The organism is Polymorphobacter megasporae (genome assembly GCF_018982885.2).
Taxonomy (GTDB): Bacteria; Pseudomonadota; Alphaproteobacteria; order Sphingomonadales; family Sphingomonadaceae; genus Polymorphobacter_B; species Polymorphobacter_B megasporae.
In genome coordinates this window covers 1,917,734-1,942,835 of record NZ_CP081848.1, presented here as the reverse complement: position 1 = coordinate 1,942,835, position 25,102 = coordinate 1,917,734, and the positions used below count along the sequence as shown (strand labels likewise).

The window sequence follows — 25,102 nt, the reverse complement described above, 5'->3', positions numbered from 1 at the left end:
CGCCCTACCCGCGCCTCAGCCGCGCAATCACCGCTTCCGCCTCCTTTATCGTCCGCGCGACGATCTCCGCGCACGACAGGACCTCAGTGATCCCGCCGCCGCCCTGCCCTGCCGCGAGGCACTGCGTCACCGGATTCACGTCATCGACCACCCCGGCGATCGGCCCGAGCAGGTTGAGCCGCGCCGAATTCGCCACCTGCGCCATGAACGGCAGCGGCTCGCGCCCCGCCCAGTCGCGCGTCGTGTCGTTGGCGATCGCGCGGAGCGTCTTGCCGGTGAAGCCGCGGCTGATGACGGTGTCGCTTTCGGACATCGCGACGATCGCGTCCTTGTAGACGTCGGCGGCGTGCGCCTCGGTCGAGGCGATGAAGCGCGTCCCCATCCACACGCCGTCGCAGCCGAACGCGAGCGCCGCCGCGAGCCCGCGCCCGTCGAACAGCCCGCCCGCCGCGATCACCGGCACGTCGACCGCATCGACCACCTGCGGCCACAACGCGACCGACGCCACCGATCCGGTATGCCCGCCGGCCTCGGTCCCCTGCGCGATGACGACGTCGCATCCGGCCTCTGCCGCCTTGACCGCGTGGCGGACCGATCCCGCCATGCACATCACAACGACGCCCGCCGCCTTGAGCTGCTCGATGATCGCGACCGGCACGCCGAGCCCGGCGATGAACGCTTTGGCGCCTTCCTCGATGATGACGTCGACCGACGCCGTCAGCGTCTCGGGCTGGGCGGTGAGGAGGTCGACGCCGAACGGCTTGTCCGTCAGTTCACGGACTCGGCGCATCTGGGTGCGGATCGCGGAGGGCGGCAACCCCGCCATGCCGAGCGAGCCGAACCCGCCCGCTTCGCTGACCGCCGCGCAAACCTCGGCGTACGACACGCCGCCCATTCCGGCGAGCAGGATGGGGTGTTCGACTCCGAGGAGCGTGGTGATGCGGGTGGAGATGGTCATAAATAGTCCTTCCTCCCTCTCCCCTTGAGGGAGAGGGACGGCGCGTTCTTCACGCGCCAGGGTGAGGGTGAGTGCTGAGAGGTAAGCTTCGAAGCGCAGTCATAATCTTCACGAACACAGCTTGCGGCCGATCGATCACCTCGGCGTTGGCGAACCGTAAAACTGTTAGCCCCCTGCCCGCCAGCCAAGCCGTCCGCCGCTCGTCGTACTCAGCCCGCTCGGCATGCCCCGCGCCGTCGAGTTCGACGACCAGCCCCGCCGCAGCGCAGTAGAAGTCGACGATGAACGGCCCGATCGGCTGCTGTCGGCGGAAGCGCGCGCCGAGTTTGCCGCCGCGGAGGATGGTCCACAGGTCGCGCTCGGCGGGGGTGGCGTCGGCGCGGAGGACGCGGGCGCGGGGGACGAGGGTGAGGGCGTCGTAGTCGGGTTGGTGCGGCATGTTGCTTCCCCCGACTATTTGGCGACGTGATTGAAGCCGTCCGCGTCGACGCTCGCACGCGCTAACTACTGGCGTCACCAGTCGCCCTCACCCTGGTTGCGCGAAGGGCGCAACCGTCCCTCTCCCTCAAGGGGAGAGGGAGAGGCCGCGCTCTACCGCACGGTCGTCCTACTCCGCCGCTTCCTTCGCGCCCCAACCCAGCACCGCCTTGACCTCGAGGAATTCCGCGAACGCGTGGTCGCCCCATTCGCGGCCGTTGCCCGACTGTTTGTAGCCGCCGAACGGGGCCATCAGGTCGCCGCCGGTGCCGTTGAGGAACACCTGTCCGGCGCGGAGCTTCTTCGCCACCGCATGGGCGTGGCCGAGTTCGCCCTGCACGTAGGCGGCGAGGCCGTAGACGGTGTCGTTGCCGACCGCGATCGCCTCCTCCTCGTCGGCGTATCCCAGCATCGTCAGGACCGGGCCGAAGATTTCCTCGCGGGCGATCGTCATGTCGTTGGTGACATCGGCGAAGACCGTCGGCTTGACGTAATAGCCGGTCTCGAGCCCCTCGGGCTTGCCGGTGCCGCCGGACACGAGCGTCGCGCCTTCGTCGATGCCCTTCTGGATCAGCCCCTGAATCTTGTGCCACTGCGCCTCGGACACGACCGGGCCGATCTTGGCATTGCCGTCGGGCGGTCCGACGGTGACGCTTTCGGCGGCGGCGGCGGCGATTGTCTTGGCCTGCGCCATCTTGCCGGCGGGGACGAGCATCCGCGACGGCGCGTTGCACGACTGGCCCGAATTGTTCATCATCGCGACGACGCCGCGGGTCACCGCCGCGTCGAGGTCGGCGTCGTCGAGGACGATGTTCGGCGACTTGCCGCCCAATTCCTGCGCGACGCGCTTGACCGTCGGGGCGGCGTTGCGCGCGACTTCGATTCCGGCGCGGGTCGAGCCGGTGAAGCTGACCATGTCGACCTGCGGGTGGCTGCTCAGCGCTGCGCCGACGGTCGGGCCGTCGCCGTTGACGAGGTTGAACACGCCGGCCGGAACACCTGCGGCGTGCATCACTTCGGTCCACAATTGTGCGCTGAACGGCGCGATCTCGCTCGGCTTCAAAACCATCGTGCAGCCGACCGCGATCGCGGGGACGACCTTGCAGGCGATCTGGTTGATCGGCCAATTCCACGGGGTGATGAAGGCGCAGACGCCGACCGGCTCCTTCGACACCATCGTCGCACCGCGCAGTTCGTCGAAGCGGTAATTCTTGAGCACCTCGATGCCGGTCATCAGGTGGCCGATGCCGATCGCCGCCTGCGCCTGCATCGCGAGCCAGCCGGGCGCGCCCATCTCCTCGGTGATCGCGGCAGCGATGTCGGCGTAGCGCTTCTGATATTCGGCGAGAATGTTCTGGAGAAGCTCGACGCGGTCGTCGCGGCTCGTCGCGGCGAAGGCATCGAACGCCTTGCGCGCTGCCATTACCGCGCGGTCGGCGTCGGCGGCGGTGCCCATCGCGATAACCCCGGCGACGGCCTCGGTCGCCGGATTGATCACGTCGAGGCGGGCGCTGCCAAGCGGCTCGACCCACGCACCATCGATGTAGAATTTGGTGTAGTCGCGCATCCCAAGGACTCCTTTTGAGGAATTGGTGTCACTCTAGCAGAGCCGCGCCCCCGAGCCAGCACAGGATTACGTTAGGGTGAACCCAGCGGCGGCCGGTCATCGCAAGCGCCGGTCGGCCTATCGCTGGCTCAGCTCGCGGGGACGATATCGACGACATCGAGGGTCGACTGGAAGCGCGGCCACGGCAGCACTAAACGCCACCGCGCCGGGCCGATTCGTTCGAGCACCCCGACCTCGTTGCGGTCGGGGTCGGCGCCATAAGCGAACTGCGACATGTCACCGCGCAACGTCATTGCGCCGAGGAAGACCATCCGCTCGCCGTCGGGATAGAGCCGCCCGGTCGACGACTGGAAGGCATTATGTCCGGCAAAGCCGATGACGCCGTCGTCGTTGGTCACGGTGCAGGGAAAGTCGCGCAGCGGGGCGACATCGGGCTGCCCGGGCAGTCGCGCGCCGAGCTTGACGACGCGGCAGCGATACGCCCCGGCCGTCGGCCAGTCGCCATCTGGAGCCGCCGCGGGATCGGCGAGGCGGCCGAGCGCGACCCAGTCGGCGGTCTCGCCGTGGACGACCGCCTTCGCCTTGGCAGTGGTCCACGCCGGCCACAGGCCGAGCAGCCGGACGCGATCATCGGGGTGGATCGCCGCGCGCCACGTCGAGGCGAGTCCGGCACGCGCTGCGCTCCCCGCGCAGACCGCGGCGATCGTCAGTAAGAGCACACCCCTGCGCATGTCTTACCGTAGCATGAAGTTTGGTGCGGCAGTGCCGGGAATCTTGGTTTAGGCGAGCATGTCGCGGACGAAATTCGCCAGCCCCAGCTGCCGCTTGCGGCGGAGTCGCTCGGCCTTGAGGATCGCGCGGATTTCACCGAGGCAGACGTCGGGATCGTCGTTGATCAGGATGTAATTATACTCGCCCCAGTGGCTGATCTCGGTCGCGGCGCGCTTCATCCGCTGCGCGACGACGTCCTCGCTGTCGGTGCCGCGTCCGCGCAGGCGACGCTCCAGTTCAACCATCGTCGGCGGCAGGATGAAGACGCGGACGAGGTCGCTCGCGGCGTCGGTCTGCTGGAGCTGCTGCGTCCCCTGCCAGTCGATGTCGAACAGCACGTCACGCCCGGCGTGGAGCGTGTCCTCGACCGGCCCGCGCGGCGTCCCGTAGCGATGCCCGAACACCGTCGCCCATTCGAGCAGCTGCTCGTCCTTGAGCAACGCATCGAAACCGGCGTCGTCGACGAAGCGATAGTCGCGCCCCTCGATCTCGCCGGGGCGCGGCGGGCGCGTCGTCACCGACACCGACATGACGATCTCGGGATCATCGACGATCAGCCGCCGCGACATCGTCGTCTTGCCCGCTCCCGACGGCGACGACAGGACGAACATCAGCCCGCGGCGGGGCGGCGCCGACGCCCGGGGGGTGGCGAATTGCGTCATGCCGGGTCGGGGCCGAGCATCGCGTCGGCGCGGACGATGCGGCGGAAGCGGGCCTCGTCGATCAGTCCGAGTTCCAACGCCGACTCGAGCAGAGTGCCGCCGCTATGGTGGGCGTGCTTGGCGATTTTCGCGGCGTTGTCGTAGCCAATCTCGGGGGCGAGCGCGGTGACGAGCATCAGCGAGCGTTCGACGAGTTCGGCGATGCGGTCGCGGTTTGGTTCGGTCCCGGCGACGCAGCGATCGGTAAAGCTGACCGCGGCGTCGGCGAGCAGGCGGATCGACTGGAGCACGGCGTCGGCGATCACCGGCTTGAACACGTTCAGTTCGAGGTGCCCCTGCAGCCCGCCGATCGTGACGGTGACGTGGTTGCCCATCACCCGCGCGGCAACCATTGTCAGCGCCTCGGCCTGCGTCGGGTTGACTTTGCCCGGCATGATCGAGCTGCCCGGCTCGTTCTCGGGCAGGCTGAGTTCGCCGAGTCCCGAACGCGGTCCCGACCCCAACAGCCGGAAATCGTTGGCGATCTTGGTCAGGCTAACGGCGAGGACATTGAGCGCCCCCGATAGCTCGACCATCGTGTCGTGGGTCGCGAGCGCCTCGAACTTGTTCGGCGCGGTGACGAACGGCAGCCCGGTCAGCGTCGCGAGTTCGGCGGCGATCGCCTCGGCGAAGCCGGTACGGGTGTTGAGCCCGGTGCCGACCGCGGTCCCGCCCTGCGCGAGCCGGTGGAGGCGCGGCAGTACCGCCTCGACGCGGGCGATGCCGTCCTCGACCTGCCGCGCATAACCCGACATCTCCTGGCCAAGGCTGACCGGGGTCGCGTCCTGGAGATGAGTGCGCCCGATCTTGATGATGTCGTGCCACGCCGCAACCTTCGCCGCGAGCGCCGCGTGAAGGTGCTTCAACGCCGGGATCAGCCGCGCGTCGATCTCCATCGCGGCGGCGACGTGCATCGCGGTCGGAAAGGTGTCGTTCGACGACGCCCCGGCGTTGACGTGGTCGTTGGGGTGGACCGGGGTCTTGCCGCCACGCTTGCCCGCCAGCAGTTCGTTGGCGCGCCCGGCGATGACCTCGTTCGCGTTCATGTTCGACTGCGTGCCCGAGCCGGTCTGCCAGACGACGAGGGGGAACTGGTCGTCCCACTTGCCGCTCGCGACCTCGCCTGCCGCCTGCTCGATGCACGGCGCGAGATTGTCGTCGAGCACGCCCAACCGCGCATTGACCCGCGCCGCCGCCTGCTTGACGAGGCCAAGCGCGTGGATCAGCGGCAGCGGCATGCGTTCGGTGCCGATCGGGAAATTGCCGATCGAGCGCTGCGTCTGCGCGCCCCAATAGACGTTGGCGTCGACGTCGATCGGGCCGAAGCTGTCGGTTTCGGTACGGGTGGTCATGTCTGGCTCCGGAACGCGGTGTGCGCGCTGTCTATCGGAGCAGGGCCGCCGTTGGAAGCGCGGCTACTTCTTGCGGAAGCGATCGAGCGTGACGACGTTCGACCCGTCCTCGATCGGCAGCGGCGGCGGCGGTGCCACGGGCTCGGGCTCCGGCTCGGCGACATCGGTGTTCGGCACGAACTGGAGCGCGAAGTTGACCGCGGGATCGACGAAGCCGGTGACCGCGGCGAACGGAATCGACAGCTTCGCCGGCACCTGGTTGAAGCTCAACCCAATGGTGAAACGCTCGTCGTTGATCGCGAGGTCCCAGTAACGGTGCTGGATGACGATCGTCATCTCCTCGGGGTAGCGCTCGAGTAGATGCTTGGGCATGTCGACACCCGGGTAGCGCGTGCGAAAGGCGATGTAGAAATGGTGCGCCCCGGGCAACCCGCCCTCGGCATCGATCCGTTCGAGCACCCGCTGCACGACCGAGCGCAATGCGGTCTGCACGATCTCGTCGTACGGGATCAGACTGTCGGCGGTCGTATCGTTCACGCGTGGGCTCCGGAGCTAGGCGCATAGGTGGCGCGGTGGCCGCCGGGGGTCAAGTACGGATTGGGTTCGTATCGGGACCGACTGAAAACAGTGGGGAGCTTCTGTTGCTCGGTGCTCCCCGTACCGCCGGTGTCCACTTCTGTTGCCCGGTGTGGCCCGTACCGCGCTTTCGGCCAGTGTAACTTAGTCCGTTAGGACCGGGTTACGCTGCGATTGCGAATGCCTCGTTGTCGTTGGCATTTCTGGGTTGTGAACCATTTAACGGCTTATTCAGGCCGGGCGAAGGTCTTCGTCTTTGAACACACGTCGATCCTGTTTCGGCCCCATGCCGCCCCCGACAACGGGGTTGGTATGGTGGAGCCGCCGGGTACCGCCCCCGGGTCCGCTGTGTCTATTGCACGACACCCTCTATCGCCATAGCCGCCCGTTTCCGGGATGCAGGAGTAATATAGAGCCTGTCGCTTAATTTGAAAAGAGAGCCGCTCTTCCCTCTCCCCTCGAGGGGAGAGGGTAGAAGCTAGGCCGCCCGCAACGCCGTCACCACCCGGTCGACCAATGGGGCGAACACCGACTGCGGCACCGCCGTCGGAATCCGGACGATCCGCATATAATGGTCGAGCATCGTCTGATTGATCTCGTCCCAGTCGTAACGGCGGCTGAGCACGAGCCCCGCCTCCCCCGCCATCGCGGCAGCGCGGGTATCGGTCAAATACGTCGTCAGCGCGGCGGCATAGCCGTCGATGTCGCCCGGCGTTACCAGCTGCCCCGAAATGCCGTGGTGGACGATGCTCGACGTTCCCGTCGCGCGCGCGCCGACGACGGGCAGGCCGCACGCCATCGCTTCGAGGGTGACGTTGCCGAAGGTTTCGGTCGTCGACGGATTGAACAGCATGTCCGACGAGGCATAGGCACGGGCGAGATCGACCCCGGCAAGCTGGCCGGTGAAGATCGCTTGTGGCATCCGCGACTCGGCCCATTCGCGGGCAAGGCCGTCGCCAACGATCAGGACACGATGTGCGACGCCATCGGCGACGAGGCGGTCGATCGTGTCGGCGAAGACATCGAGCCCCTTCTCCATCACCAGCCGCCCGACGAAGGCGATGACGCGCTCGTCGTCGCCAATGCCGAGGCTGCGCCGCCAGTCGAGCGAACGGCGCGCCGGGGTGAAGACCGCCGCATCGACGCCGCGGCTCCAGATCTTGATGTTGTCCGCCATGCCGTCGGCGCGGAGCTGGTCGGCGAACGACTCCGACGGCGCATAGACCTCGGGGAGGCCCGTATAGAGGTTGCGCATGACGTCGCCGAGGATGCTGTTGACCCAGGCGAGGCCGTAATAGCCGAGATAGGTGTCGAACCGGGTATGCGCCGACGCGACGACCGGGACACCATGCGCCTGGCCCCACTTCTTGGCATGGAAGGCAAGCCGGTCAGGGACCGACAGATGGATCAGGTTCGGCGCGAATGCCTCGAGATCGCGGCGCGTCGCCCCGTCCATCGCGTAGGCGAAGCGGTAATCGCCGCGCCCGGGAATCTTGACCGAGGGGACCGAGATCAGCGTGCCGGTCGGCTCGAACGCCGGGGTGTCGCTCGTTGGCGAATAGATCCGGACGGCCACGCCCTGCCGCTCGAGAAAGCCAACGAGGCGATTGAGCGCGTTGTTCACGCCGTCACGCTGATAGTTGTAGTTTCCGGAAAAGAGAGCGACGCGGAGTTCGTTCTGGCGCACTGGGCGGCATCCTCTATCGGGCGTTGGTCAAACAGATACGCGGGCATTATGACCGTGGTTGGGCAACGCACAAAAACGCTACCGGCTGCATCGTTACGCACACGAGACACGAAAAACCCCGCCGGATCGCTCCGGCGGGGTTTCGTCAGGGTCGTCGTGTCGAAGGCGGAGGCTTATCCCGCGACTTCGCCCAGCGGCGACGACAGGATGTCGGCTTCGGCGGGCAGCGGCACCGCCACCACCTGCTTCGCCGCCTGCGAGGCCCGCAGCGCGGCGTCGCGCGACGTTGCCGTCACCCGCATCCGCGCCATCGCCGCGCCGGTACCCGCCGGGATCAGGCGGCCGACGATGACGTTTTCCTTGAGGCCCGTCAGCGTGTCGATCTTGCCCTGGACCGCCGCCTCGGTCAGCACGCGCGTCGTCTCCTGGAACGACGCGGCGCTGATGAAGCTCTTGGTCTGGAGCGACGCCTTGGTGATCCCGAGCAGGACCGGCTTGCCCTCGGCGCCGACTTCGTTCTTGCCGAGCTTCGCGTTCTGCTCCTCCATCTCGAGCCGGTCGACCTGCTCGCCGACGAGCATCGTCGTGTCGCCCGACTTCGTGATCTCGACCTTCTGGAGCATCTGGCGAACGATCGTCTCGATGTGCTTGTCGTTGATCCGCACGCCCTGGAGACGATAGACCTCCTGGATTTCGGCGCACAGATATTCGGCGAGCGGCTCGATCCCGAGGACATCGAGGATGTCGTGCGGGTTCGGGTTGCCGTCGATCAGATAATCGCCGCGGCGGACGTAGTCGCCTTCCTGGACCGAGACATGCTTGCCCTTCGGGATCATGTATTCGGCGAGTTCGGCATCGTCACCGCGGATGTTGATGCGGCGCTTGGTCTTGTAGTCCTTGCCGAATTCGACCCGCCCATTGATACGGGCGATGATCGCATTGTCCTTCGGGATACGCGCCTCGAACAGCTCGGCAACGCGCGGCAGACCGCCGGTGATGTCGCGCGTCTTGGCGGCGTCCTTCGGGATGCGCGCGACGACGTCGCCCGCCTCGACGTCCTGACCATCGGCGACCGACAGAATCGCGCCGACCGCGAGCATGTAGCGCGCGCTCTCGCCCGATGTGTCGTCGAGCAGGGTGATGCGCGGACGAAGCTCTTCCTTCTGCTTCACCGAGCGCCAGTCCTGGACCACCTTCTGCGCGATGCCGGTCGCGTCGTCGACGTTCTCCGACATCGACAGGCCCTCGATCAGGTCCTGATACTTCACCTTACCCGACTTCTCGGTGATGACCGGAAGCGTATACGGATCCCAGTCGGCCAGACGGTCGCCCTTGCTGACGATCGCCCCGTCGAGGTGGATCAGCGCGGTCCCGTAGGCGATGCGGTGGATCGAGCGCTCACGACCATCCGAGTCGAGCAGGACGAGTTCGCCGTTGCGCGCCATCGAGATGTTGCGACCGCGGCTGTCCTTGATGGTCGACATGTTGCGCAACAGCACGGTGCCGTCGACGAGCGCGTCGAGCGTCGACTGCTCGCTGACCTGCGCCGCGCCGCCGATGTGGAAGGTCCGCATCGTCAACTGGGTGCCCGGCTCACCGATCGACTGCGCGGCGATGACGCCGACAGCTTCACCGATGTTGACCGGCGTACCGCGGGCGAGATCGCGCCCGTAGCAGGTGCCGCAGACGCCGCCCTTGGTCTCGCACAGCAGCGGCGAGCGGATCTTGACCTCGGCAACTGCCGCCTTCTCGATCCGCGCGACGTCGACTTCGCTGAGCAGCATGCCGGCGGGCGCCAGCACCTCGCCCGTCTTCGCGTCGACGATATCGTCGAGCACGGTCCGGCCGAGGATGCGCTCGCTGAGCGAGACGATCGTGTTACCGCCTTCGACGATCGCCTTCATCGTCATGCCGCGCTCGGTCTTGCAGTCGTCCTCGATGACGACGCAATCCTGCGACACGTCGACCAGACGCCGCGTCAGGTACCCCGAGTTCGCCGTCTTCAACGCGGTGTCCGCGAGGCCCTTACGCGCGCCGTGGGTCGAGTTGAAGTATTCGAGGACGGTCAGACCTTCCTTGAAGTTCGAGATGATCGGCGTCTCGATGATCTCGCCCGACGGCTTCGCCATGAGCCCGCGCATACCCGCAAGCTGCTTCATCTGCGCCTGCGAACCACGCGCACCCGAATGGGCCATCATGTAGATCGAGTTGATCGGCTTCTCGCGTCCGGCGTCGTCGATCGGACGTGCCGAAATCTCGCGCATCATCGCGTCGGCGACCTTGTCACCGCAACGTGCCCACGCATCGACGACCTTGTTGTACTTCTCGCCCTGCGTGATCAGACCGTCCTGATACTGCTGCTCGAAGTCCTTCACCATCGCGCGGGTGTCGTTGACCATCTTCTCCTTCTCGGGAGGGATGACCATGTCGTCCTTGCCGAAGCTGATGCCCGCCTTGAACGCATTCTGGAAGCCGAGCGTCATGATCGCGTCGGCGAACAGCACGGTCTCCTTCTGGCCGCAGTGGCGATAGACGGTGTCGATGACATCGGCGATCTCCTTCTTGGTCAGGAGGCGGTTGATCGTCTCGAACGGCACCTTGTGCGACTTCGGCAGCGTCTCGCCGAGCAGCATCCGGCCCGGGGTCGTGGTGACGCGGCGCAGGACCATGTTGCCCGCCTCGTCGGTCGTCTCGACGCGCGCGACGATCTTCGAGTGGAGCGTCACCGCCTTGGCGTGGAGCGCCTGGTGGACTTCGGCCATGTTGCCGAACGCCATGCCGGCACCCGGCTCACCCTCGCGGTCCATCGACAGGTAATACAGTCCGAGGACCATGTCCTGCGACGGCACGATGATCGGCTTGCCGTTGGCGGGGCTGAGGATGTTGTTCGTCGACATCATCAGTACGCGCGCTTCCAGCTGGGCCTCGAGGCTCAGCGGGACGTGGACGGCCATCTGGTCGCCGTCGAAGTCGGCGTTGAAGGCCGAGCAGACCAGCGGGTGCAGCTGGATCGCCTTACCCTCGATCAGAACCGGCTCGAACGCCTGGATGCCCAGACGGTGGAGCGTCGGCGCGCGGTTGAGCAGGACGGGATGCTCGCGGATCACCTCGTCGAGGATGTCCCAGACTTCCTTGCGCTCCTTCTCGACCCACTTCTTCGCCTGCTTCAAGGTCATCGACAGGCCCTTGGCGTCGAGGCGCGAGTAGATGAACGGCTTGAACAGTTCGAGCGCCATCTTCTTCGGCAGGCCGCACTGGTGCAGCTTGAGCTCCGGACCGGTGACGATGACCGAACGACCCGAATAGTCGACGCGCTTGCCGAGCAGGTTCTGGCGGAAGCGCCCCTGCTTGCCCTTGAGCATGTCGGACAGCGACTTGAGCGGACGCTTGTTGGCACCGGTGATCGTCCGGCCACGACGGCCGTTGTCGAACAAGGCGTCGACCGCTTCCTGCAGCATCCGCTTTTCGTTGCGGACAATGATGTCCGGCGCGCGCAGCTCGATCAGACGCTTCAAGCGGTTGTTGCGGTTGATCACGCGGCGATACAGGTCGTTCAAGTCCGACGTCGCAAAACGGCCGCCGTCGAGCGGAACGAGCGGACGCAGTTCGGGCGGGATGACCGGAACGACCTGGAGCACCATCCACTCGGGCTTGTTCCCCGATTCGATGAAGCTCTCCACGACCTTCATTCGCTTGATGATCTTCTTCGGCTTCAGCTCCGACTTGGTCGTGCGGAGGTCCTCGCGGAGGATCTCCATCTCGCCCTCGAGGTCCATCTCGGCGAGAAGTTCGCGGATCGCCTCGGCGCCGATGCCGGCGCGGAAGCCGTCTTCGCCATATTCATCCTGCGCGGTGACGAGCTCGTCCTCGGTGAGGAGGTCGAACTTCTTCATCGGCGTCATGCCGGCTTCGAGGACGACATACTGTTCGAAGTACAGGACGCGCTCGAGGTTCTTGAGCGGCATGTCCAGCAGCATGCCGATGCGCGACGGCAGCGACTTCAGGAACCAGATGTGCGCGACAGGAGCAGCGAGCTCGATGTGGCCCATCCGCTCCCGGCGGACCTTCGAGACGGTGACCTCGACGCCGCACTTCTCGCAGACGATCCCCTTGTACTTCATGCGCTTGTACTTGCCGCACAGGCACTCGTAGTCCTTGATCGGACCGAAGATGCGCGCGCAGAACAGGCCGTCGCGCTCGGGCTTGAAGGTCCGGTAGTTGATGGTCTCGGGCTTCTTGATCTCGCCGAACGACCACGAGCGGATTCGCTCGGGCGACGCCAGGCTGATCTGGATCTGGTCGAACGTCTCCGGCTTCGCTGCCGGGTTGAAGAAGTTCATCAGTTCCTGGTTCATAACCATTTCCTTCTAATCTGCCTTCCCTCTCCCCTTGAGGGAGAGGGACAGCCGCCCTTCAGCGGCAGGGTGAGGGTGAGGACTTACCCTCACCCTGGTCGCCAAGCGGCGACCGGTCCCTCTCCCTCAAGGGGAGAGGGACACTAGTTCCCCTATTCGACCTTCTCGTGGTTCTGCAGCTCGACGTTCAAGCCCAGCGAGCGCATTTCCTTGACGAGCACGTTGAAGCTCTCGGGGATGCCAGCCTCGAAGGTGTCGTCGCCCTTGACGATCGCTTCGTAGACCTTGGTCCGGCCGATGACGTCGTCGGACTTGACCGTGAGCATCTCCTGCAAGGTGTAGGCGGCGCCGTAAGCCTGCAAGGCCCACACCTCCATCTCACCGAACCGCTGCCCGCCGAACTGCGCCTTACCACCGAGCGGCTGCTGGGTGACGAGCGAGTACGGCCCGATCGAACGCGCGTGGATCTTGTCGTCGACCAGATGGTGCAGCTTGAGCATGTAGATGTAGCCGACCGTCACCTTACGGTCGAACATGTCACCCGAACGCCCGTCGAACAGCTCGACCTGACCCGAGGCATCGAGCCCGGCCAATTCGAGCATCCCCGATACGTCGGCTTCACGCGCGCCGTCGAACACCGGAGTCGCCATCGGCACGCCGAGCGACAGGTTCTGCGCGAGTTCGCCGAGCTGCTCGCCGTTGAGGTCGGCGATATCGCTGTCGTACTGCGGTCCGTAGATCGACTTAAGCTTGCCGCGAAGCTCGCTCGTGTCGGCCGTCGCCAGACCCTGACCCTTGGCATAGATGTCCTCGAGCATCGCACCGATCTGCTTGCCGAGACCGCGCGCGGCCCAGCCGAGATGCGTCTCGAAGATCTGCCCGACGTTCATCCGCGACGGCACGCCGAGCGGATTGAGCACGATATCGACCGGCGTCCCGTCGGCGAGGAACGGCATGTCCTCCTGCGGCAGGATGCGGCTGATGACGCCCTTGTTCCCGTGGCGTCCGGCCATCTTGTCGCCCGGCTGGAGCTTGCGCTTCACCGCGACGAACACCTTGACCATCTTGAGCACGCCCGGCGGCAGTTCGTCACCCGCCTGGAGCTTGGTGCGCTTGTCGTCGAGGCGCGCCTCGATCGACTTCGTCGCCTCCTCCCACTGCGCCTTCAACGCTTCGAGATCGGACTGGACGGCATCGTCGGTGACACCAAACTTCCACCACTCGCGGCGCGGCTGGCTGGTGAGAAGCTCCTCGTCGATCACCGCGCCCTTCTTCAGGCCCTTCGGCGTCGCCGCGCTCGTCTGGTTGAGCAGGGCATCCTTGAGCCGAGCGTAGGTCGAGCGGTCGAGGATGCCGCGCTCGTCGGCGGCGTCCTTGTCGAGGCGCTCGATCTCCTCGCGCTCGATCTGCATCGCGCGCTCGTCCTTGTCGATGCCGTGGCGGTTGAACACCCGGACCTCGACGACCGTCCCGGCAACGCCCGGCGGCAGCTTGAGCGAGGTATCGCGAACGTCGCTCGCCTTCTCACCGAAGATCGCGCGGAGGAGCTTTTCCTCCGGCGTCATCGGCGATTCGCCCTTCGGCGTAATCTTGCCGCACAGGATGTCGCCCGGCTCGACCTCGGCACCGATGTAGACGATGCCCGCCTCATCGAGGTTGCGCAGGGCTTCCTCGCCGACGTTCGGAATGTCGCGGGTGATGTCCTCCGGCCCGAGCTTCGTGTCGCGCGCCATGACCTCGAATTCCTCGATGTGGATCGAGGTGAAAACGTCTTCCTTGACGATCTTCTCGTTGATCAGGATCGAGTCTTCATAGTTGTACCCGTTCCACGGCATGAACGCGACGAGCGCGTTCCGGCCGAGCGCGAGCTCACCCAACTCGGTCGACGGACCATCGGCGATGATATCGCCCTTGGTGACGATGTCGCCGACCTTCACCAGCGGACGCTGGTTGATGCAGGTGTTCTGGTTCGAGCGCTGGAACTTCATCAGCGTGTAGATGTCGACGCCCGACTTGCCCGCCTGGACGTCTTCGGTCGCGCGGATGACGATCCGCATCGCATCGACCTGGTCGACGATGCCGGTCCGGCGCGCGCCGATCGCGGCCCCTGAGTCACGGGCGACGGTGCCCTCCATGCCGGTGCCGACGAACGGTGCCTCGGCCTTGACGAGGGGAACCGCCTGCCGCTGCATGTTCGAGCCCATCAACGCGCGGTTGGCGTCGTCGTTCTCGAGGAACGGGATCAGCGACGCGGCGACCGAAACCAGCTGCTTCGGCGACACGTCCATGAGCGTGATCTGGTTGCGCGGCGCCATCAGGAACTCGCCCGCTTCACGCGACGAGATCAGTTCCTCGGTGAAGCTACCGTCCTTATCGGTCGCGGCGTTGGCCTGCGCGATCGTGTGCTTGGCCTCCTCCATCGCTGACAGATAGACGACGTCGTCGGTCAGCTTGTGGTCGACAACCTTGCGGTACGGCGTCTCGATGAAGCCGTACTTGTTGACCCGGCTGAACGTCGCGAGGCTGTTGATCAGTCCGATGTTCGGCCCTTCCGGGGTCTCAATCGGGCAGATCCGGCCATAATGCGTCGGGTGGACGTCGCGGACTTCGAAGCCCGCGCGCTCCCGCGTCAGACCACCCGGCCCGAGCGCCGACACGCGACGCTTGTGGGTCACTTCGGACAGCGGGTTGGTCTGGTCCATGAACTGCGACAGCTGCGACGAGCCGAAGAATTCGCGCACCGCAGCGACCGCCGGCTTGGCGTTGATCAGGTCGTTTGGCATGACGGTGTCGATATCGACCGACGACATGCGCTCCTTGACCGCGCGCTCCATGCGCAGCAGCCCGACGCGGTACTGGTTCTCGAGCAATTCGCCGACCGAACGCACGCGGCGGTTGCCGAGGTTGTCGATGTCGTCGATCTCGCCCTTGCCGTCCTTGAGGCCGACAAGCGTGCGGACGACCTCGAGGATATCCTCGCGGCGGAGAACGGTCATGTCGTCGGGAACGTCGAGCGCCATCCGCATGTTCATCTTGACGCGGCCGACCGCCGACAAGTCGTAGCGGTCGGGATCGAAGAACAGGCCGTAGAACATCGACTCGGCGGTTTCGCGCGTCGGCGGCTCGCCGGGGCGCATGACGCGATAGATCTCGCTGAGCGCATGATCGCGCTCCTCGACCTTGTCGGCCATCAGCGTGTTGCGGATCCACGGTCCGACATTGACGTGGTCGATGTCGAGCAGTTCGATCGACGCCTGCCCCGACTGATCGATCTTGGCGAGATTCTCGGCGGTGAGTTCGTCACCCGCCTCGATGTAGATCTCGCCAGTTTTGTCGTTGATCAGGTCGAACGCCGAATAGCGCCCGAAGATTTCCTCGGTCGGGATCAGCAGCGACTTCAGGCCGTCGGTCTGCGCCTTGCGCGCGAGTCGCGGCGTGATCTTGGTCCCGAGCGGGAAAGCGACTTCACCGGTCTCGGCATTAACGACGTCGAAGCTCGGCTTCGTCCCGCGCCATTGCTCGCTCTCGAACGGCACGATCCAGCCGCCGTCACCGCGAACCCAGGTCGCACGACCGTAGAATTCGTTGAGGATTTCCTCGCTGTTGTAATTGAGCGCGTACAGCAGCGTCGTGACCGGCAGCTTGCGCTTGCGGTCGATGCGGACGTTGACGATGTCCTTGGCGTCGAACTCGAAGTCGAGCCACGAGCCGCGATACGGGATGACGCGCGCGGCGAACAGGAACTTGCCCGACGCGTGCGTTTTGCCGCGGTCATGGTCGAAGAACACACCCGGCGAACGGTGCATCTGGCTGACGATGACGCGCTCGGTGCCGTTGATGATGAAGGTGCCGTTACCCGTCATCAGGGGCATGTCGCCCATGTAGACGTCCTGCTCCTTGATATCGAGGACCGACCGCGCTTCGGTGTCGGCGTCGACTTCGAACACGATCAGGCGGAGCGTGACGCGCATCGGCGCGGCATAGGTCATGCCACGCTGGCGGCACTCGTCGGTGTCGTACTTGGGATCCTCGAGTTCGTAGTGGACGAAGTCGAGTTCGGCGGTGCCGGCGAAGTCGCGGATCGGGAACACCGACCGCAGCGTCTTCTCGAGGCCCGAGACATAATTATCGGCAGGACGCGACCGGAGGAAATGCTCGTACGATTCGCGCTGGACCTCGATCAGGTTCGGCATCTGGACGACTTCGCGAATCGTGCCGAAGGTCTTGCGGACGCGCTTGCGCGTCGTGAAGCTCGTGCCGGTGGGGGTAACTGCCTGGGTAGCCATAAAGCCGTGCCGTCCCTTTTTGTCGCACGCCGGGTATGACCCCAACGCGAAAAAGTGCGTATTCCCGGATGGGAACCGCACCGTCAGCATCGTTCGTCCTGTCCGCTGCCCCCATTTCTCGATCAATCCGTGAGCAAAGCGGACGATCACCCGGGGACGGGGAAGGCGGCGCGCCCATGTAATGGATGTGCCTGAATGTCGTGAAGAGAGCGATATAGGGAAGCGGACGGCGTTTGGGAAGGGGGCATCTCGCCCGCAGCCCATCTCTACCGCCGACATGGCAAAGGCGGCCCCGTTGCCGGAGCCGCCTTTCCCAGTCGTCGATGGACCTAAGCTTACTTAAGCTCGACGGTGCCGCCGGCGGCTTCGATCTGCGCCTTGATCTTCTCGGCTTCAGCCTTGTTGACGCCTTCCTTGATCGCCTTCGGGGCGCTTTCGACCAGCGTCTTCGCTTCGGTCAGGCCGAGACCGGTGAGGGCACGGACTTCCTTGATGACGTTGATCTTCTTGCCGCCGTCGCCGGTCAGGATGACGTCGAACTCGGTCTTCTCCTCGACGGGAGCAGCAGCCGGGCCGGCGGCGGCGGGGCCGGCGGCGACAGCAGCGGCGGCCGAGACGCCCCACTTCTCTTCGAGCATCTTGGCGAGGTCGGCGGCTTCGAGCACGGTCAGGGTGCTGAGTTCGTCGACGATCTTCTGCAGGTCAGCCATTGTAGTTCTCCATGTACGGGGCCGCGGCCCCTAGTCTGATTGTTGAACGAAGGTCGGTCAGGCGGCTTCCGCGAGGTCGCCGTCCTTGGCCGCATAGGCACCGAACACCCGGGCGAGCTTGCCCGCCGGCGCGTTGACCAGCTGCGCGAGCTTGGTCGCAGGCGCCTGGACGAGGCCCACGATGCGTGCCCGCAGCTCGTCGAGCGACGGCAGCGACGCGAGCGCCTTGACGCCATCGACGCTGAGCACGGTGGTTCCCATCGCGCCGCCCACCAGTTCGAACTTGTCGTTCGTCTTGGCGAAGTCGACCGCGACCTTCGCCGCGGCGACCGGATCGGTCGACGTCGCGAAGCCCACCGGGCCGGTCAGCATCTCCCCGATCGGCTGGTAGGGCGTGCCCTCCAGCGCGATCCGGGCGAGCCGGTTCTTGGTTACCTTGAAGGTGGCACCCGCCGCCCGCATCTTCGTCCGCAAGTCGGTGACCTGGGCCACCGTCAAACCATGGTTGCGCGCGATGACGACAACCGAAGTCTCGGACAAAGTCTTGGCGAGGTTGGATACCTGCTCGGATTTCTGAGCGCGATCCATGCTCTCTCCTTAGCCAATAGTGCGCCGGACCATTCCGACGCACAGTTGAGCCTAAGGATGGCCTTTCGGGGGCCATCCGTTGGCCCGCCCGAGGGGTCGTCATCCGCCACTGCTGGCAGACCCGAGGCACACCACCGCACGGCGGACCTTCGGAAAACTATCCCCGTCTCATGCAGGCCTTTTGGGGCTTAAGTCGTTGCTTTTAAGGGCGCGGACACCTGCAATCTCGGACGGTAATCGGAGGCAACGCGCCTCCAAAACTCTTTGCTGTCATCCCCGCGAACGCGGGGACCCAAAGTCACGAACCTACGGACCTTGGGTCCCCGCTTTCGCAGGGATGACAGTCTAAACGTTAAGCGATGCCGTGCCCGGGAACGGTCGTCGTGTCGACCTTGACCCCGGGACCCATCGACGAGCTGAGCGCAACCTTCTGCAGGTACTTGCCCTTCGCGCCCGACGGCTTGGCGCGGGTGACCGCATCCATCAGCGCGTCGAAGTTGGCGCGCAGATCCTCCGCCGGGAAGCTCGCCTTGCCGAGCATGCCGTGGATGATCCCGGCCTTCTCGACGCGATATTCGACCTGGCCACCCTTGGCGGCTTCGACCGCGGCGGCGACGTTCATCGTCACCGTGCCGAGCTTCGGGTTGGGCATCAGCCCCTTCGGACCGAGCACCTTGCCGAGGCGTCCGACCAGACCCATCATGTCGGGCGTCGCGATGCAACGATCGAAGTCGATCTTGCCCGACGTCACGATCTCGAGCAGGTCCTCGGCACCGACGACGTCGGCCCCGGCCTTGGTGGCTTCCTCGGCCTTGGCGCCGCGGGCGAACACCGCGACGCGGACGGTCTTGCCGGTGCCCTTGGGCAACGTCACGACGCCGCGGACCATCTGGTCGGCGTGGCGCGGATCGACATTGAGCCCGATGGCGACCTCGATCGTCTCGTCGAACTTGGCGGTGGCGTTCGCCTTGACGATGCCGAGCGCGGTGTCGAGCGCGTACAGCTTCTCGCGGTCGATGGTCGAGGCCTGCGCCTTCTGCTTCTTCGATGCGGCCATGATCTTAACCCCCCACCACTTCGAGACCCATCGAGCGCGCGCTGCCCTCGATCGTCTTCATCGCCATCTCGATCGAGTTGGCATTGAGGTCGGCCATCTTCGTCTCGGCGATGGTACGGATCTGCGCCGACGTGATCGAACCGGCCGATGCACCCTTGCCGGGCGTCGTCGCGCCAGCCTTGAGGCCCGCTGCCTGCTTGATCAGGAACGATGCCGGCGGCGTTTTGGTCGCGAAGGTGAAGCTGCGATCGGCGAACACGGTGATGACGGTCGGGATCGGCGTGCCCTTCTCCATCTCGGAAGTGCGGGCGTTGAACGCCTTGCAGAACTCCATGATATTGACGCCGCGCTGGCCGAGCGCCGGCCCGATCGGCGGGCTCGGGGTCGCGCTGCCGGCCTTGACCTGCAGCTTGATGTAACCGGTAATCTTCTTTGCCACGGTGGCACTCTCCTAAATGTGGTGCATGCGGCGGGTCGCCCCGCCTCCCACAGTCTGCGTTGACCTTGAATTACTTGGGCTTTTCGACCTGCTCGAAGGCGAGTTCGACCGGGGTCGCGCGACCGAAGATCGACACCGACACCTTGACCCGGCCGTGGTCGAAATCGAGTTCCTCAACGAGGCCGTTAAACGACGCGAACGGACCGTCGAGTACCTTGACCTGGTCGCCGATCTCGTAATTGACCTTGAGCTTTGGCTTCGCGGTCGAGACGAGTTCCTCGGCCTTGGTATTGAGGATGCGGGCGGCCTCGGCCTCGGTGATCGGCTGCGGCTTGTTCTGCTGGCCGAGAAAGCCGGTGACCTTCGGGGTATTCTTGACGAGGTGATAGATGTCGTCGTTCATCGCCATCTTCGCCAGCACATAGCCGGGGAAGAATTTGCGATCCGACGTCACCTTCTTGCCGCGGCGGACCTCGGTGACCTTTTCGACGGGAACCTCGACCGATTCGATGAACGCATCGAGGCCCTTACGGGCTGCCTCGGTGACGATCGCGTCGCGGACCTTGTTCTCGAAACCCGAGTACGCGTGAATGATGTACCAGCGCGATGACATCAGACGGCGAAGCTCAGGAGGAGCTTGACGACGCGCCCGAGGACCTGATCGACGCCGAGAAAGAACAGCGACAGCACCGTCGTCATGATCAGGACCATGATCGTCGTCGTGATCGTCTCGCGCCGCGTCGGCCAGGCGATCTTCGCCGTCTCGACCTGCACCTGTCGCACGAACTCGGCTGGGGAAGTCTTGGCCATCGGAACCGTTCAGCGCCTTTTCGACAAACAAAAACGACCAGCCCAAACCCGCCGTTTGCGGACCTGCGACTGGTAGAAACTACCGCCCCGGCTGGCAGGAGTGGAGGGGCTCGAACCCCCGGCCCTCGGTTTTGGAGACCGATGCTCTACCAACTGAGCTACACTCCTGCGAGTGCCGAGAGGCGGGCATATACGGAAGCTGCGACGCGGCGGCAAGGGGATATTGGCGTGGCCGAGTCGGACATGCCCGTCCCGGCAAATTGTGTCAGGCCAGCTTGACGAAGTTGATGAACCTGACGCCACGTAAGAATGAAACGCACCTTCCCCGCTTCGAACCAGTCGAATGGCGCGGCGGAAAGGGGCAGTCGTCAAGCTCATCCGCCGAGCCTAGGCAGAGTGTCGGCGTGTAGGACAGGCTTATTTCATGGCGTGCGTCAGATCACTTGCCGTGAACCGCGCCGTTGACAGCATCGACCGCTTTCGCCACTACCCCGCGCTCCGCGGTTTCGACCGCGGGCACGTCGCTGCGGCGTGTGGAGAGGTGGCCGAGCGGTCAATGGCAGCAGACTGTAAATCTGCCGGGGCAACCCTACGTTGGTTCAAATCCAACCCTCTCCACCAGCCGTCGCGATCGTGTTAAGGTGGCGCTACGCGGGTATAGCTCAGTGGTAGAGCACTAGCCTTCCAAGCTTGTGATGCGGGTTCGATTCCCGCTACCCGCTCCATCGCTTTTGGCCGGCAGGCTGTGCCGCCGGCGCGTCAGGTGACCGCATGATGCAACAATCGGTTCATCGTAAGGTTATGGAGTCCCCGAAACGACCAACAGGGACCCCATGCTGCCGCCAACGACCAACGACGAACACCCGCTGGCCGAACGATTCCGTGAATTTGTCCGTGCGGCGGATTTTCCATGTGTCGGCGCCAAGTCGGCGCTCGCCCGCGGCCAGATGCGAATCGTCGTCGCGCGCGACATTCGCTCGGCGTGGGACGACCTCCGGATTTATCCCGGCATCCTCGACCTTGCCAAAAGCTATGCCGAAGATCCGGTCCTGTTTCAGACCTTCATCGTCATCTTCGAGCAGGACGACGGCCTGTCGGAGACCAGCTTCGAGGCGGCCTTGTGGGCGCGGCTGCAGTCGCTGACCGACAAGGACGCGATGTTCGCACAGGCTCCAGACCTCAGCGTCAGCGGCGACCCCGACGACCCGCATTTCTCGCTGAGCTTCGGCGGGCAGGCGTTCTTCGTCGTCGGCCTCCACCCTGGCGCGAGCCGCCCGGCGCGACGCTTCGAGCGCCCGGCGATGGTGTTCAACCTCCACGACCAGTTCGTCCGGCTGCGCGAGGAAGGACGTTACGAGAAGCTGCGGACCGCGATCCTCGACCGCGACGTCGCCGTCGCCGGCTCGCTCAACCCGATGCTCGCCCGCCACGGCGAGATGTCCGAGGCACGCCAGTATAGCGGACGTGAGGTCGGCAACGACTGGCAGTGCCCGTTCGATAGCCGCCCAATCGGCGAAAGGGACGCGGCATGAGCGATGTCCACGAGATTGCGCCGCGGTCGGGCGTCGCCTTCACCCTCGACCGCGGCCAGCGGCTGACGGTGATCGACCCGCGCGGCGAACAGGTCGCCGACCTCCTCGCGTACAACCGTGACGATGTCGCCGAGGTCATCTCGTCGGGGCGTACGCTCGATTATGCGAGCAAGATTTATCTGACGACCGGCGACCCGCTGTATTCGAACCGCTCGCGGATCATGCTGCGGATCGTGGAGGACATGGTCGGACGCCACGATTTTCTGCTGACGCCATGCTCGGCCGACACCTTCCGCATCATCTACGGCGACACCCACCCGCATCGCGGCTGCTTCGGCAACCTCGCCGCCGCGCTCGCGCCTTACGGCATCGGTCCCGACGAAATCCCGACCGCGTTCAACGTCTTCATGAACGTACCGATCGACGCCACCACCGGCGCGCTGACGGTCGAGCCGCCGTTGAGCAAGGCGGGTGATCGCACCGTCTTCGAAGCCGAGATGGACCTGATCATCGGGTTGACCGCGTGCTCGGCGCTCCAGTCGAACAACCATTCGTTCAAGCCGATCCACTATCGCATCGACTAGGACGCGGCTAAGTCCATCGCGATGGGACGAAGACCGCACCCCCGAAACGCTGCCGGGCAAAAAAGCAGCTATCCCCGTTTGTACGGACGCCACGCGGTGTTCGCCGCGCTCGACAACCCCGAGCGGGTGTTCCGCAAGCTCTACGTCACCCACGACGTGGCGAAGGAGATCGTCATCCCCAAGGGGCTCGCGGTCCAGTACGGCGATGCCTCCGATCTCGGGCGGCTGGTCCCCGCCGACGCGCCGCACCAGGGGTTCGTTCTCGAGGTCGAGCCGCTCGAGAACCCGTGGCTCGGCGACATCTTCGCCGCCGGCGAGGGCAACCGGCGGCCGCTGGTGATCCTCGACCAGGTCACCGACCCGCACAACGTCGGCGCTATCCTGCGGTCAGCGGCGGCGTTCGGCGCACTGGCGATCGTCACGCAGGACCGCCACGCCCCGCCCGAGTCGGGGGCGCTGGCCAAGGCGGCGTCGGGGGCGCTCGAGACCGTGCCGTGGACGCGCGTGGTCAATCTGGCGCGCGCGATGGACGAGATCGGCGAGGCCGGGTTCTGGCGGATCGGGCTCGACGGCAAGGCGGAGGTGACGATCGAAGCGGCGCTCGGCGAGACGCGTCCGGCGCTCGTCTTCGGGGCCGAGGGCGAAGGCATGCGCGCCAATACCGCTCTGCACTGCGATCAAATCGCGCGTCTGCCGATGACGGCGGCGATGGAAAGTCTGAACGTGTCGAATGCGGCGGCGATCGCGTTGTACGCGGCGGCGCGGCGGGGTTAGTCGCCGGGGAAGAAGTCGGGATCGAGCGCCTCAGCCAGCGTGAACGGCGGATTGGTCGGCACAAAGCTTTCCTCGGCTTCGCGCAGACCAAGCCGAGCTTGTCGTCGTGCGTCGGGCCATACGTCGGCGAACATCGCAGGGAGCTTACGGCGCAAGCTTGGATTTTTCCGCAACCGTCGCTCAATCTGCCCTCGGGCGTTGGCCACCGAGGTCTGCCACAGCCGCCGCGGATTTCGATCGGCGGAGACCGCGAGTTTGATCAGGTGTTCAAGCGCGACGACCAAATGGCTCTCGATCGCGTGCTCGATTTCGTTCCCCAAGCTCTCGATTTCCTCGATGATGTTCTCAACGTCGACAAGATCGAAGCGGCTGGCACGAAGGAGTTCGACCTGCGCCTGTGTCCAGGCATGGACGTCGACGGTGTAGGAATCCGCCATTGGCCTCAAGGCGACATGCTCGTTCATGCCGCCAGCATAGCCTAATAGCTCTCCTCGGCATACACCGCCGCCACGTCGCCGCCCCAGCGGCCGTGGTAGGCGGCGAGCATCAGGTCGGCATTGGTCAGCCCGCTCGCGGCGATTTCGTGCAAGGGATTGAGGAAGCCCTGCTCGCTATCCCCTGCCCCGTTCAAGCGGGCGCGCGCCGCTAGCCCGGCATCGGCGATCTTGAGGACCTGCTTCGCCAGATCCTGTAGCGTGCCGCCATTCGGGCTCACCGCCTTCAAGGCAAGCCGCGGCACCTCTTCGCGCAAACGGGCGTGATCGGCATGGCTCCAGCCCTTGCACAGGTCCCACGCGGCATCGAGCGCGGTCGTGTCGTACAGCAGCCCGACCCACAGCGCTGACAGCGCACAGATCCGGTCCCACCGCCCGCCGTCGGCGCCGCGCATCTCGAGATACCCCTTGAGCCGGACCTCGGGAAAGGCGGTCGAGAGATGGTCCTTCCAGTCGGCGACGGTCGGCTTCTCGCCGTACAACGGGGTCAGGCGGCCATCGAGAAAGTCGCGAAAGCTGAGTCCCGCCGCATCGATGTACCCGCCGTCGCGGTAGACGAAGTACATCGGCACATCGAGCGCATAGTCGGCATAGCGTTCGAAGCCGAAGCCGTCGTCGAACACGAACGGCAGCGTGCCGGTGCGGTGCGGATCGGTGTCGGTCCAGATGTGCGAGCGGAAGCTCAGGAAACCGTTCGGCTTGCCCTCGGTGAACGGCGAATTGGCGAACAGCGCGGTCGCCAGCGGCTGGAGCGCCATCGACACGCGAAACTTCTTCACCATGTCGGCCTCGGACGAATAGTCGAGGTTGGTCTGGATCGTGCAGGTCCGCTTCATCATGTCGAGGCCGAGGCCGCCGACCTTGGGCATCTGGCGGAGCATGATCGCGTAACGCCCCTTCGGCATCACCGGCAGCTCGTCACGCGTCTTGTCGGGCCAAAAGCCGAGGCCGAGGAAGCCGAGGCCGAGCTTGTCGCCGATCGCCCGGCACTGTTCGAGATGGCGGTTCGACTCGGCGCAGGTCGCGTGAATGTCGTCGACCGGCGCACCCGACAGTTCGAACTGCCCAGCGGGTTCGAGGCTGATCGCGCCGTCGGGGCCCTTGAGCGCGATGACGTTGGGACCGTCGATATGGTCCTCGACCACCGGCTCCCAGCCATACGCTTCCATGCCCTTGAGCAGGTCGCGGATGCCGTTCGGCTCGTCGTATGACGGCGCGGCGTGATCGCTGGTCCGGTAGACGAACTTCTCGTGCTCGGTGCCGATGCGCCAGTCGGCGGCGGGTTTGCTGCCGCTTTCGAAGACCCCGATCAATTGGTCGCGGGTTTCGATCGGCGCGTCGTCGGCGAGGGAGGCGGTGTGATTGCTCATGGATCGGCGCTTAG

21 protein-coding genes, 3 tRNA genes and 1 other RNA gene are annotated in these 25,102 nt (G+C 65.4%); 5 read left to right on the top strand and 20 right to left on the bottom strand.

Translation table 11 applies throughout. The features are described 5' to 3' along the window. Positions 1-4: 4 nt before the first annotated feature. From KTC28_RS09230 to KTC28_RS09145, 18 genes are all read right to left on the bottom strand, one after another. Entirely contained in the window at positions 5-958 is a 954-nt protein-coding gene (locus KTC28_RS09230) for an NAD(P)H-dependent flavin oxidoreductase (RefSeq protein ID WP_216708630.1), read from the bottom strand. A 49-nt stretch (positions 959-1,007) separates the two neighbouring features. Next, a complete protein-coding gene (locus KTC28_RS09225) occupies positions 1,008-1,397 on the bottom strand; it encodes an endonuclease domain-containing protein (protein WP_216708629.1) in 390 nt (129 codons plus the stop codon). A gap of 168 nt (positions 1,398-1,565) precedes the next feature. Further along, complete coding sequence (locus tag KTC28_RS09220) at positions 1,566-3,002, bottom strand: aldehyde dehydrogenase family protein (protein WP_216708628.1); 1,437 nt, start codon at positions 3,000-3,002, stop codon at positions 1,566-1,568. Positions 3,003-3,130: 128 nt separating this feature from the next. Beyond that, complete coding sequence (locus KTC28_RS09215) at positions 3,131-3,721, bottom strand: DUF4893 domain-containing protein (RefSeq protein ID WP_216708627.1); 591 nt, start codon at positions 3,719-3,721, stop codon at positions 3,131-3,133. Positions 3,722-3,781: 60 nt separating this feature from the next. After that, complete coding sequence (gene gmk, locus KTC28_RS09210; RefSeq protein ID WP_216708626.1) at positions 3,782-4,435, bottom strand: guanylate kinase; 654 nt, start codon at positions 4,433-4,435, stop codon at positions 3,782-3,784. Continuing rightward, the gene (gene fumC, locus KTC28_RS09205) at positions 4,432-5,826 is read right to left on the bottom strand and encodes a class II fumarate hydratase (RefSeq protein WP_216708625.1); all 1,395 of its coding nucleotides are present in this window, start codon (positions 5,824-5,826) and stop codon (positions 4,432-4,434) included. The genes gmk and fumC overlap by 4 nt, the downstream gene beginning before the upstream one ends. 63 nt (positions 5,827-5,889) lie before the next feature. Then, complete coding sequence (locus KTC28_RS09200) at positions 5,890-6,363, bottom strand: SspB family protein (RefSeq protein ID WP_216708624.1); 474 nt, start codon at positions 6,361-6,363, stop codon at positions 5,890-5,892. 128 nt (positions 6,364-6,491) lie between these two features. Beyond that, positions 6,492-6,841: a transfer-messenger RNA gene (gene ssrA, locus KTC28_RS09195) on the bottom strand. Positions 6,842-6,880: 39 nt separating this feature from the next. Next, complete coding sequence (locus KTC28_RS09190) at positions 6,881-8,089, bottom strand: glycosyltransferase family 4 protein (RefSeq protein WP_216708623.1); 1,209 nt, start codon at positions 8,087-8,089, stop codon at positions 6,881-6,883. 173 nt (positions 8,090-8,262) lie between these two features. Further along, positions 8,263-12,444, bottom strand: a complete 4,182-nt coding sequence (gene rpoC / locus KTC28_RS09185) for a DNA-directed RNA polymerase subunit beta' (protein ID WP_216708622.1) — start codon at positions 12,442-12,444, stop codon at positions 8,263-8,265. 152 nt (positions 12,445-12,596) lie between these two features. Further along, positions 12,597-16,730, bottom strand: coding sequence for a DNA-directed RNA polymerase subunit beta (gene rpoB / locus KTC28_RS09180; RefSeq protein WP_216708621.1), 4,134 nt, complete (start codon positions 16,728-16,730; stop codon positions 12,597-12,599). A 335-nt stretch (positions 16,731-17,065) separates the two neighbouring features. Continuing rightward, positions 17,066-17,440, bottom strand: coding sequence for a 50S ribosomal protein L7/L12 (gene rplL, locus KTC28_RS09175; RefSeq protein ID WP_216708620.1), 375 nt, complete (start codon positions 17,438-17,440; stop codon positions 17,066-17,068). 57 nt (positions 17,441-17,497) lie between these two features. After that, entirely contained in the window at positions 17,498-18,028 is a 531-nt protein-coding gene (gene rplJ, locus KTC28_RS09170) for a 50S ribosomal protein L10 (RefSeq protein ID WP_216708619.1), read from the bottom strand. Positions 18,029-18,380: 352 nt separating this feature from the next. After that, the gene (gene rplA, locus KTC28_RS09165) at positions 18,381-19,085 is read right to left on the bottom strand and encodes a 50S ribosomal protein L1 (RefSeq protein WP_439650117.1); all 705 of its coding nucleotides are present in this window, start codon (positions 19,083-19,085) and stop codon (positions 18,381-18,383) included. A gap of 4 nt (positions 19,086-19,089) precedes the next feature. Then, on the bottom strand, positions 19,090-19,524 hold the full coding sequence (gene rplK, locus KTC28_RS09160) for a 50S ribosomal protein L11 (protein WP_216708618.1): 435 nt from the start codon (positions 19,522-19,524) through the stop codon (positions 19,090-19,092). Between the two features lie 70 nt (positions 19,525-19,594). Next, positions 19,595-20,137 (bottom strand): transcription termination/antitermination protein NusG, encoded by a 543-nt coding sequence (gene nusG / locus KTC28_RS09155; RefSeq protein WP_216708617.1) that lies wholly within the window; start codon positions 20,135-20,137, stop codon positions 19,595-19,597. Beyond that, a complete protein-coding gene (gene secE / locus KTC28_RS09150) occupies positions 20,137-20,334 on the bottom strand; it encodes a preprotein translocase subunit SecE (RefSeq protein ID WP_216708616.1) in 198 nt (65 codons plus the stop codon). The genes nusG and secE overlap by 1 nt, the downstream gene beginning before the upstream one ends. 92 nt (positions 20,335-20,426) lie before the next feature. Next, positions 20,427-20,502 (bottom strand) — tRNA-Trp (locus KTC28_RS09145). Positions 20,503-20,869: 367 nt separating this feature from the next. On the opposite strand from KTC28_RS09145, the gene KTC28_RS09140 reads away from it, so the two are divergent. The 5 genes from KTC28_RS09140 (at position 20,870) to rlmB (ending at position 23,224) form a co-directional block, all read left to right on the top strand. After that, a tRNA-Tyr gene (locus KTC28_RS09140) sits at positions 20,870-20,955 on the top strand. Between the two features lie 30 nt (positions 20,956-20,985). Next, a tRNA-Gly gene (locus KTC28_RS09135) sits at positions 20,986-21,059 on the top strand. Between the two features lie 108 nt (positions 21,060-21,167). Next, on the top strand, positions 21,168-21,866 hold the full coding sequence (gene gntA, locus KTC28_RS09130; protein WP_216708615.1) for a guanitoxin biosynthesis heme-dependent pre-guanitoxin N-hydroxylase GntA: 699 nt from the start codon (positions 21,168-21,170) through the stop codon (positions 21,864-21,866). Beyond that, positions 21,863-22,450 (top strand): DUF1989 domain-containing protein, encoded by a 588-nt coding sequence (locus KTC28_RS09125; RefSeq protein WP_216708614.1) that lies wholly within the window; start codon positions 21,863-21,865, stop codon positions 22,448-22,450. Before gntA ends, KTC28_RS09125 begins: the two co-directional genes overlap by 4 nt. Positions 22,451-22,471: 21 nt before the next feature. Beyond that, complete coding sequence (gene rlmB, locus KTC28_RS09120) at positions 22,472-23,224, top strand: 23S rRNA (guanosine(2251)-2'-O)-methyltransferase RlmB (protein ID WP_216708613.1); 753 nt, start codon at positions 22,472-22,474, stop codon at positions 23,222-23,224. Here rlmB and KTC28_RS09115 read toward each other — a convergent pair. Together KTC28_RS09115 and KTC28_RS09110 are read right to left on the bottom strand one after the other, a co-directional pair. Next, a complete protein-coding gene (locus KTC28_RS09115; RefSeq protein ID WP_216708612.1) occupies positions 23,221-23,688 on the bottom strand; it encodes a DUF29 domain-containing protein in 468 nt (155 codons plus the stop codon). The two genes, rlmB and KTC28_RS09115, sit on opposite strands and share 4 nt — an antisense overlap. Before the next feature lie 14 nt (positions 23,689-23,702). Further along, positions 23,703-25,088 carry a glutamate--cysteine ligase gene (locus tag KTC28_RS09110; RefSeq protein ID WP_216708611.1) on the bottom strand — a complete coding sequence of 462 codons (1,386 nt, stop codon included), beginning with the start codon at positions 25,086-25,088 and terminating at the stop codon, positions 23,703-23,705. Positions 25,089-25,102 lie beyond the last annotated feature (14 nt).

Coding starts and splice junctions, on each gene's coding strand:
- KTC28_RS09125 (WP_216708614.1), top strand. CDS start 21,863: ATGAGCGATGTCCACGAGATTGCGCCGCGGTCGGGCGTCGCCTTCACC.
- KTC28_RS09115 (WP_216708612.1), bottom strand. CDS start 23,688: ATGAACGAGCATGTCGCCTTGAGGCCAATGGCGGATTCCTACACCGTC.
- gntA (WP_216708615.1), top strand. CDS start 21,168: ATGCTGCCGCCAACGACCAACGACGAACACCCGCTGGCCGAACGATTC.
- rplL (WP_216708620.1), bottom strand. CDS start 17,440: ATGGCTGACCTGCAGAAGATCGTCGACGAACTCAGCACCCTGACCGTG.
- KTC28_RS09225 (WP_216708629.1), bottom strand. CDS start 1,397: ATGCCGCACCAACCCGACTACGACGCCCTCACCCTCGTCCCCCGCGCC.
- rpoB (WP_216708621.1), bottom strand. CDS start 16,730: ATGGCTACCCAGGCAGTTACCCCCACCGGCACGAGCTTCACGACGCGC.
- secE (WP_216708616.1), bottom strand. CDS start 20,334: ATGGCCAAGACTTCCCCAGCCGAGTTCGTGCGACAGGTGCAGGTCGAG.
- rplJ (WP_216708619.1), bottom strand. CDS start 18,028: ATGGATCGCGCTCAGAAATCCGAGCAGGTATCCAACCTCGCCAAGACT.
- gmk (WP_216708626.1), bottom strand. CDS start 4,435: ATGACGCAATTCGCCACCCCCCGGGCGTCGGCGCCGCCCCGCCGCGGG.
- KTC28_RS09110 (WP_216708611.1), bottom strand. CDS start 25,088: ATGAGCAATCACACCGCCTCCCTCGCCGACGACGCGCCGATCGAAACC.
- KTC28_RS09230 (WP_216708630.1), bottom strand. CDS start 958: ATGACCATCTCCACCCGCATCACCACGCTCCTCGGAGTCGAACACCCC.
- rpoC (WP_216708622.1), bottom strand. CDS start 12,444: ATGAACCAGGAACTGATGAACTTCTTCAACCCGGCAGCGAAGCCGGAG.
- nusG (WP_216708617.1), bottom strand. CDS start 20,137: ATGTCATCGCGCTGGTACATCATTCACGCGTACTCGGGTTTCGAGAAC.
- rplA (WP_439650117.1), bottom strand. CDS start 19,085: ATGGCCGCATCGAAGAAGCAGAAGGCGCAGGCCTCGACCATCGACCGC.
- KTC28_RS09220 (WP_216708628.1), bottom strand. CDS start 3,002: ATGCGCGACTACACCAAATTCTACATCGATGGTGCGTGGGTCGAGCCG.
- fumC (WP_216708625.1), bottom strand. CDS start 5,826: ATGACCACCCGTACCGAAACCGACAGCTTCGGCCCGATCGACGTCGAC.
- rlmB (WP_216708613.1), top strand. CDS start 22,472: ATGGGACGAAGACCGCACCCCCGAAACGCTGCCGGGCAAAAAAGCAGC.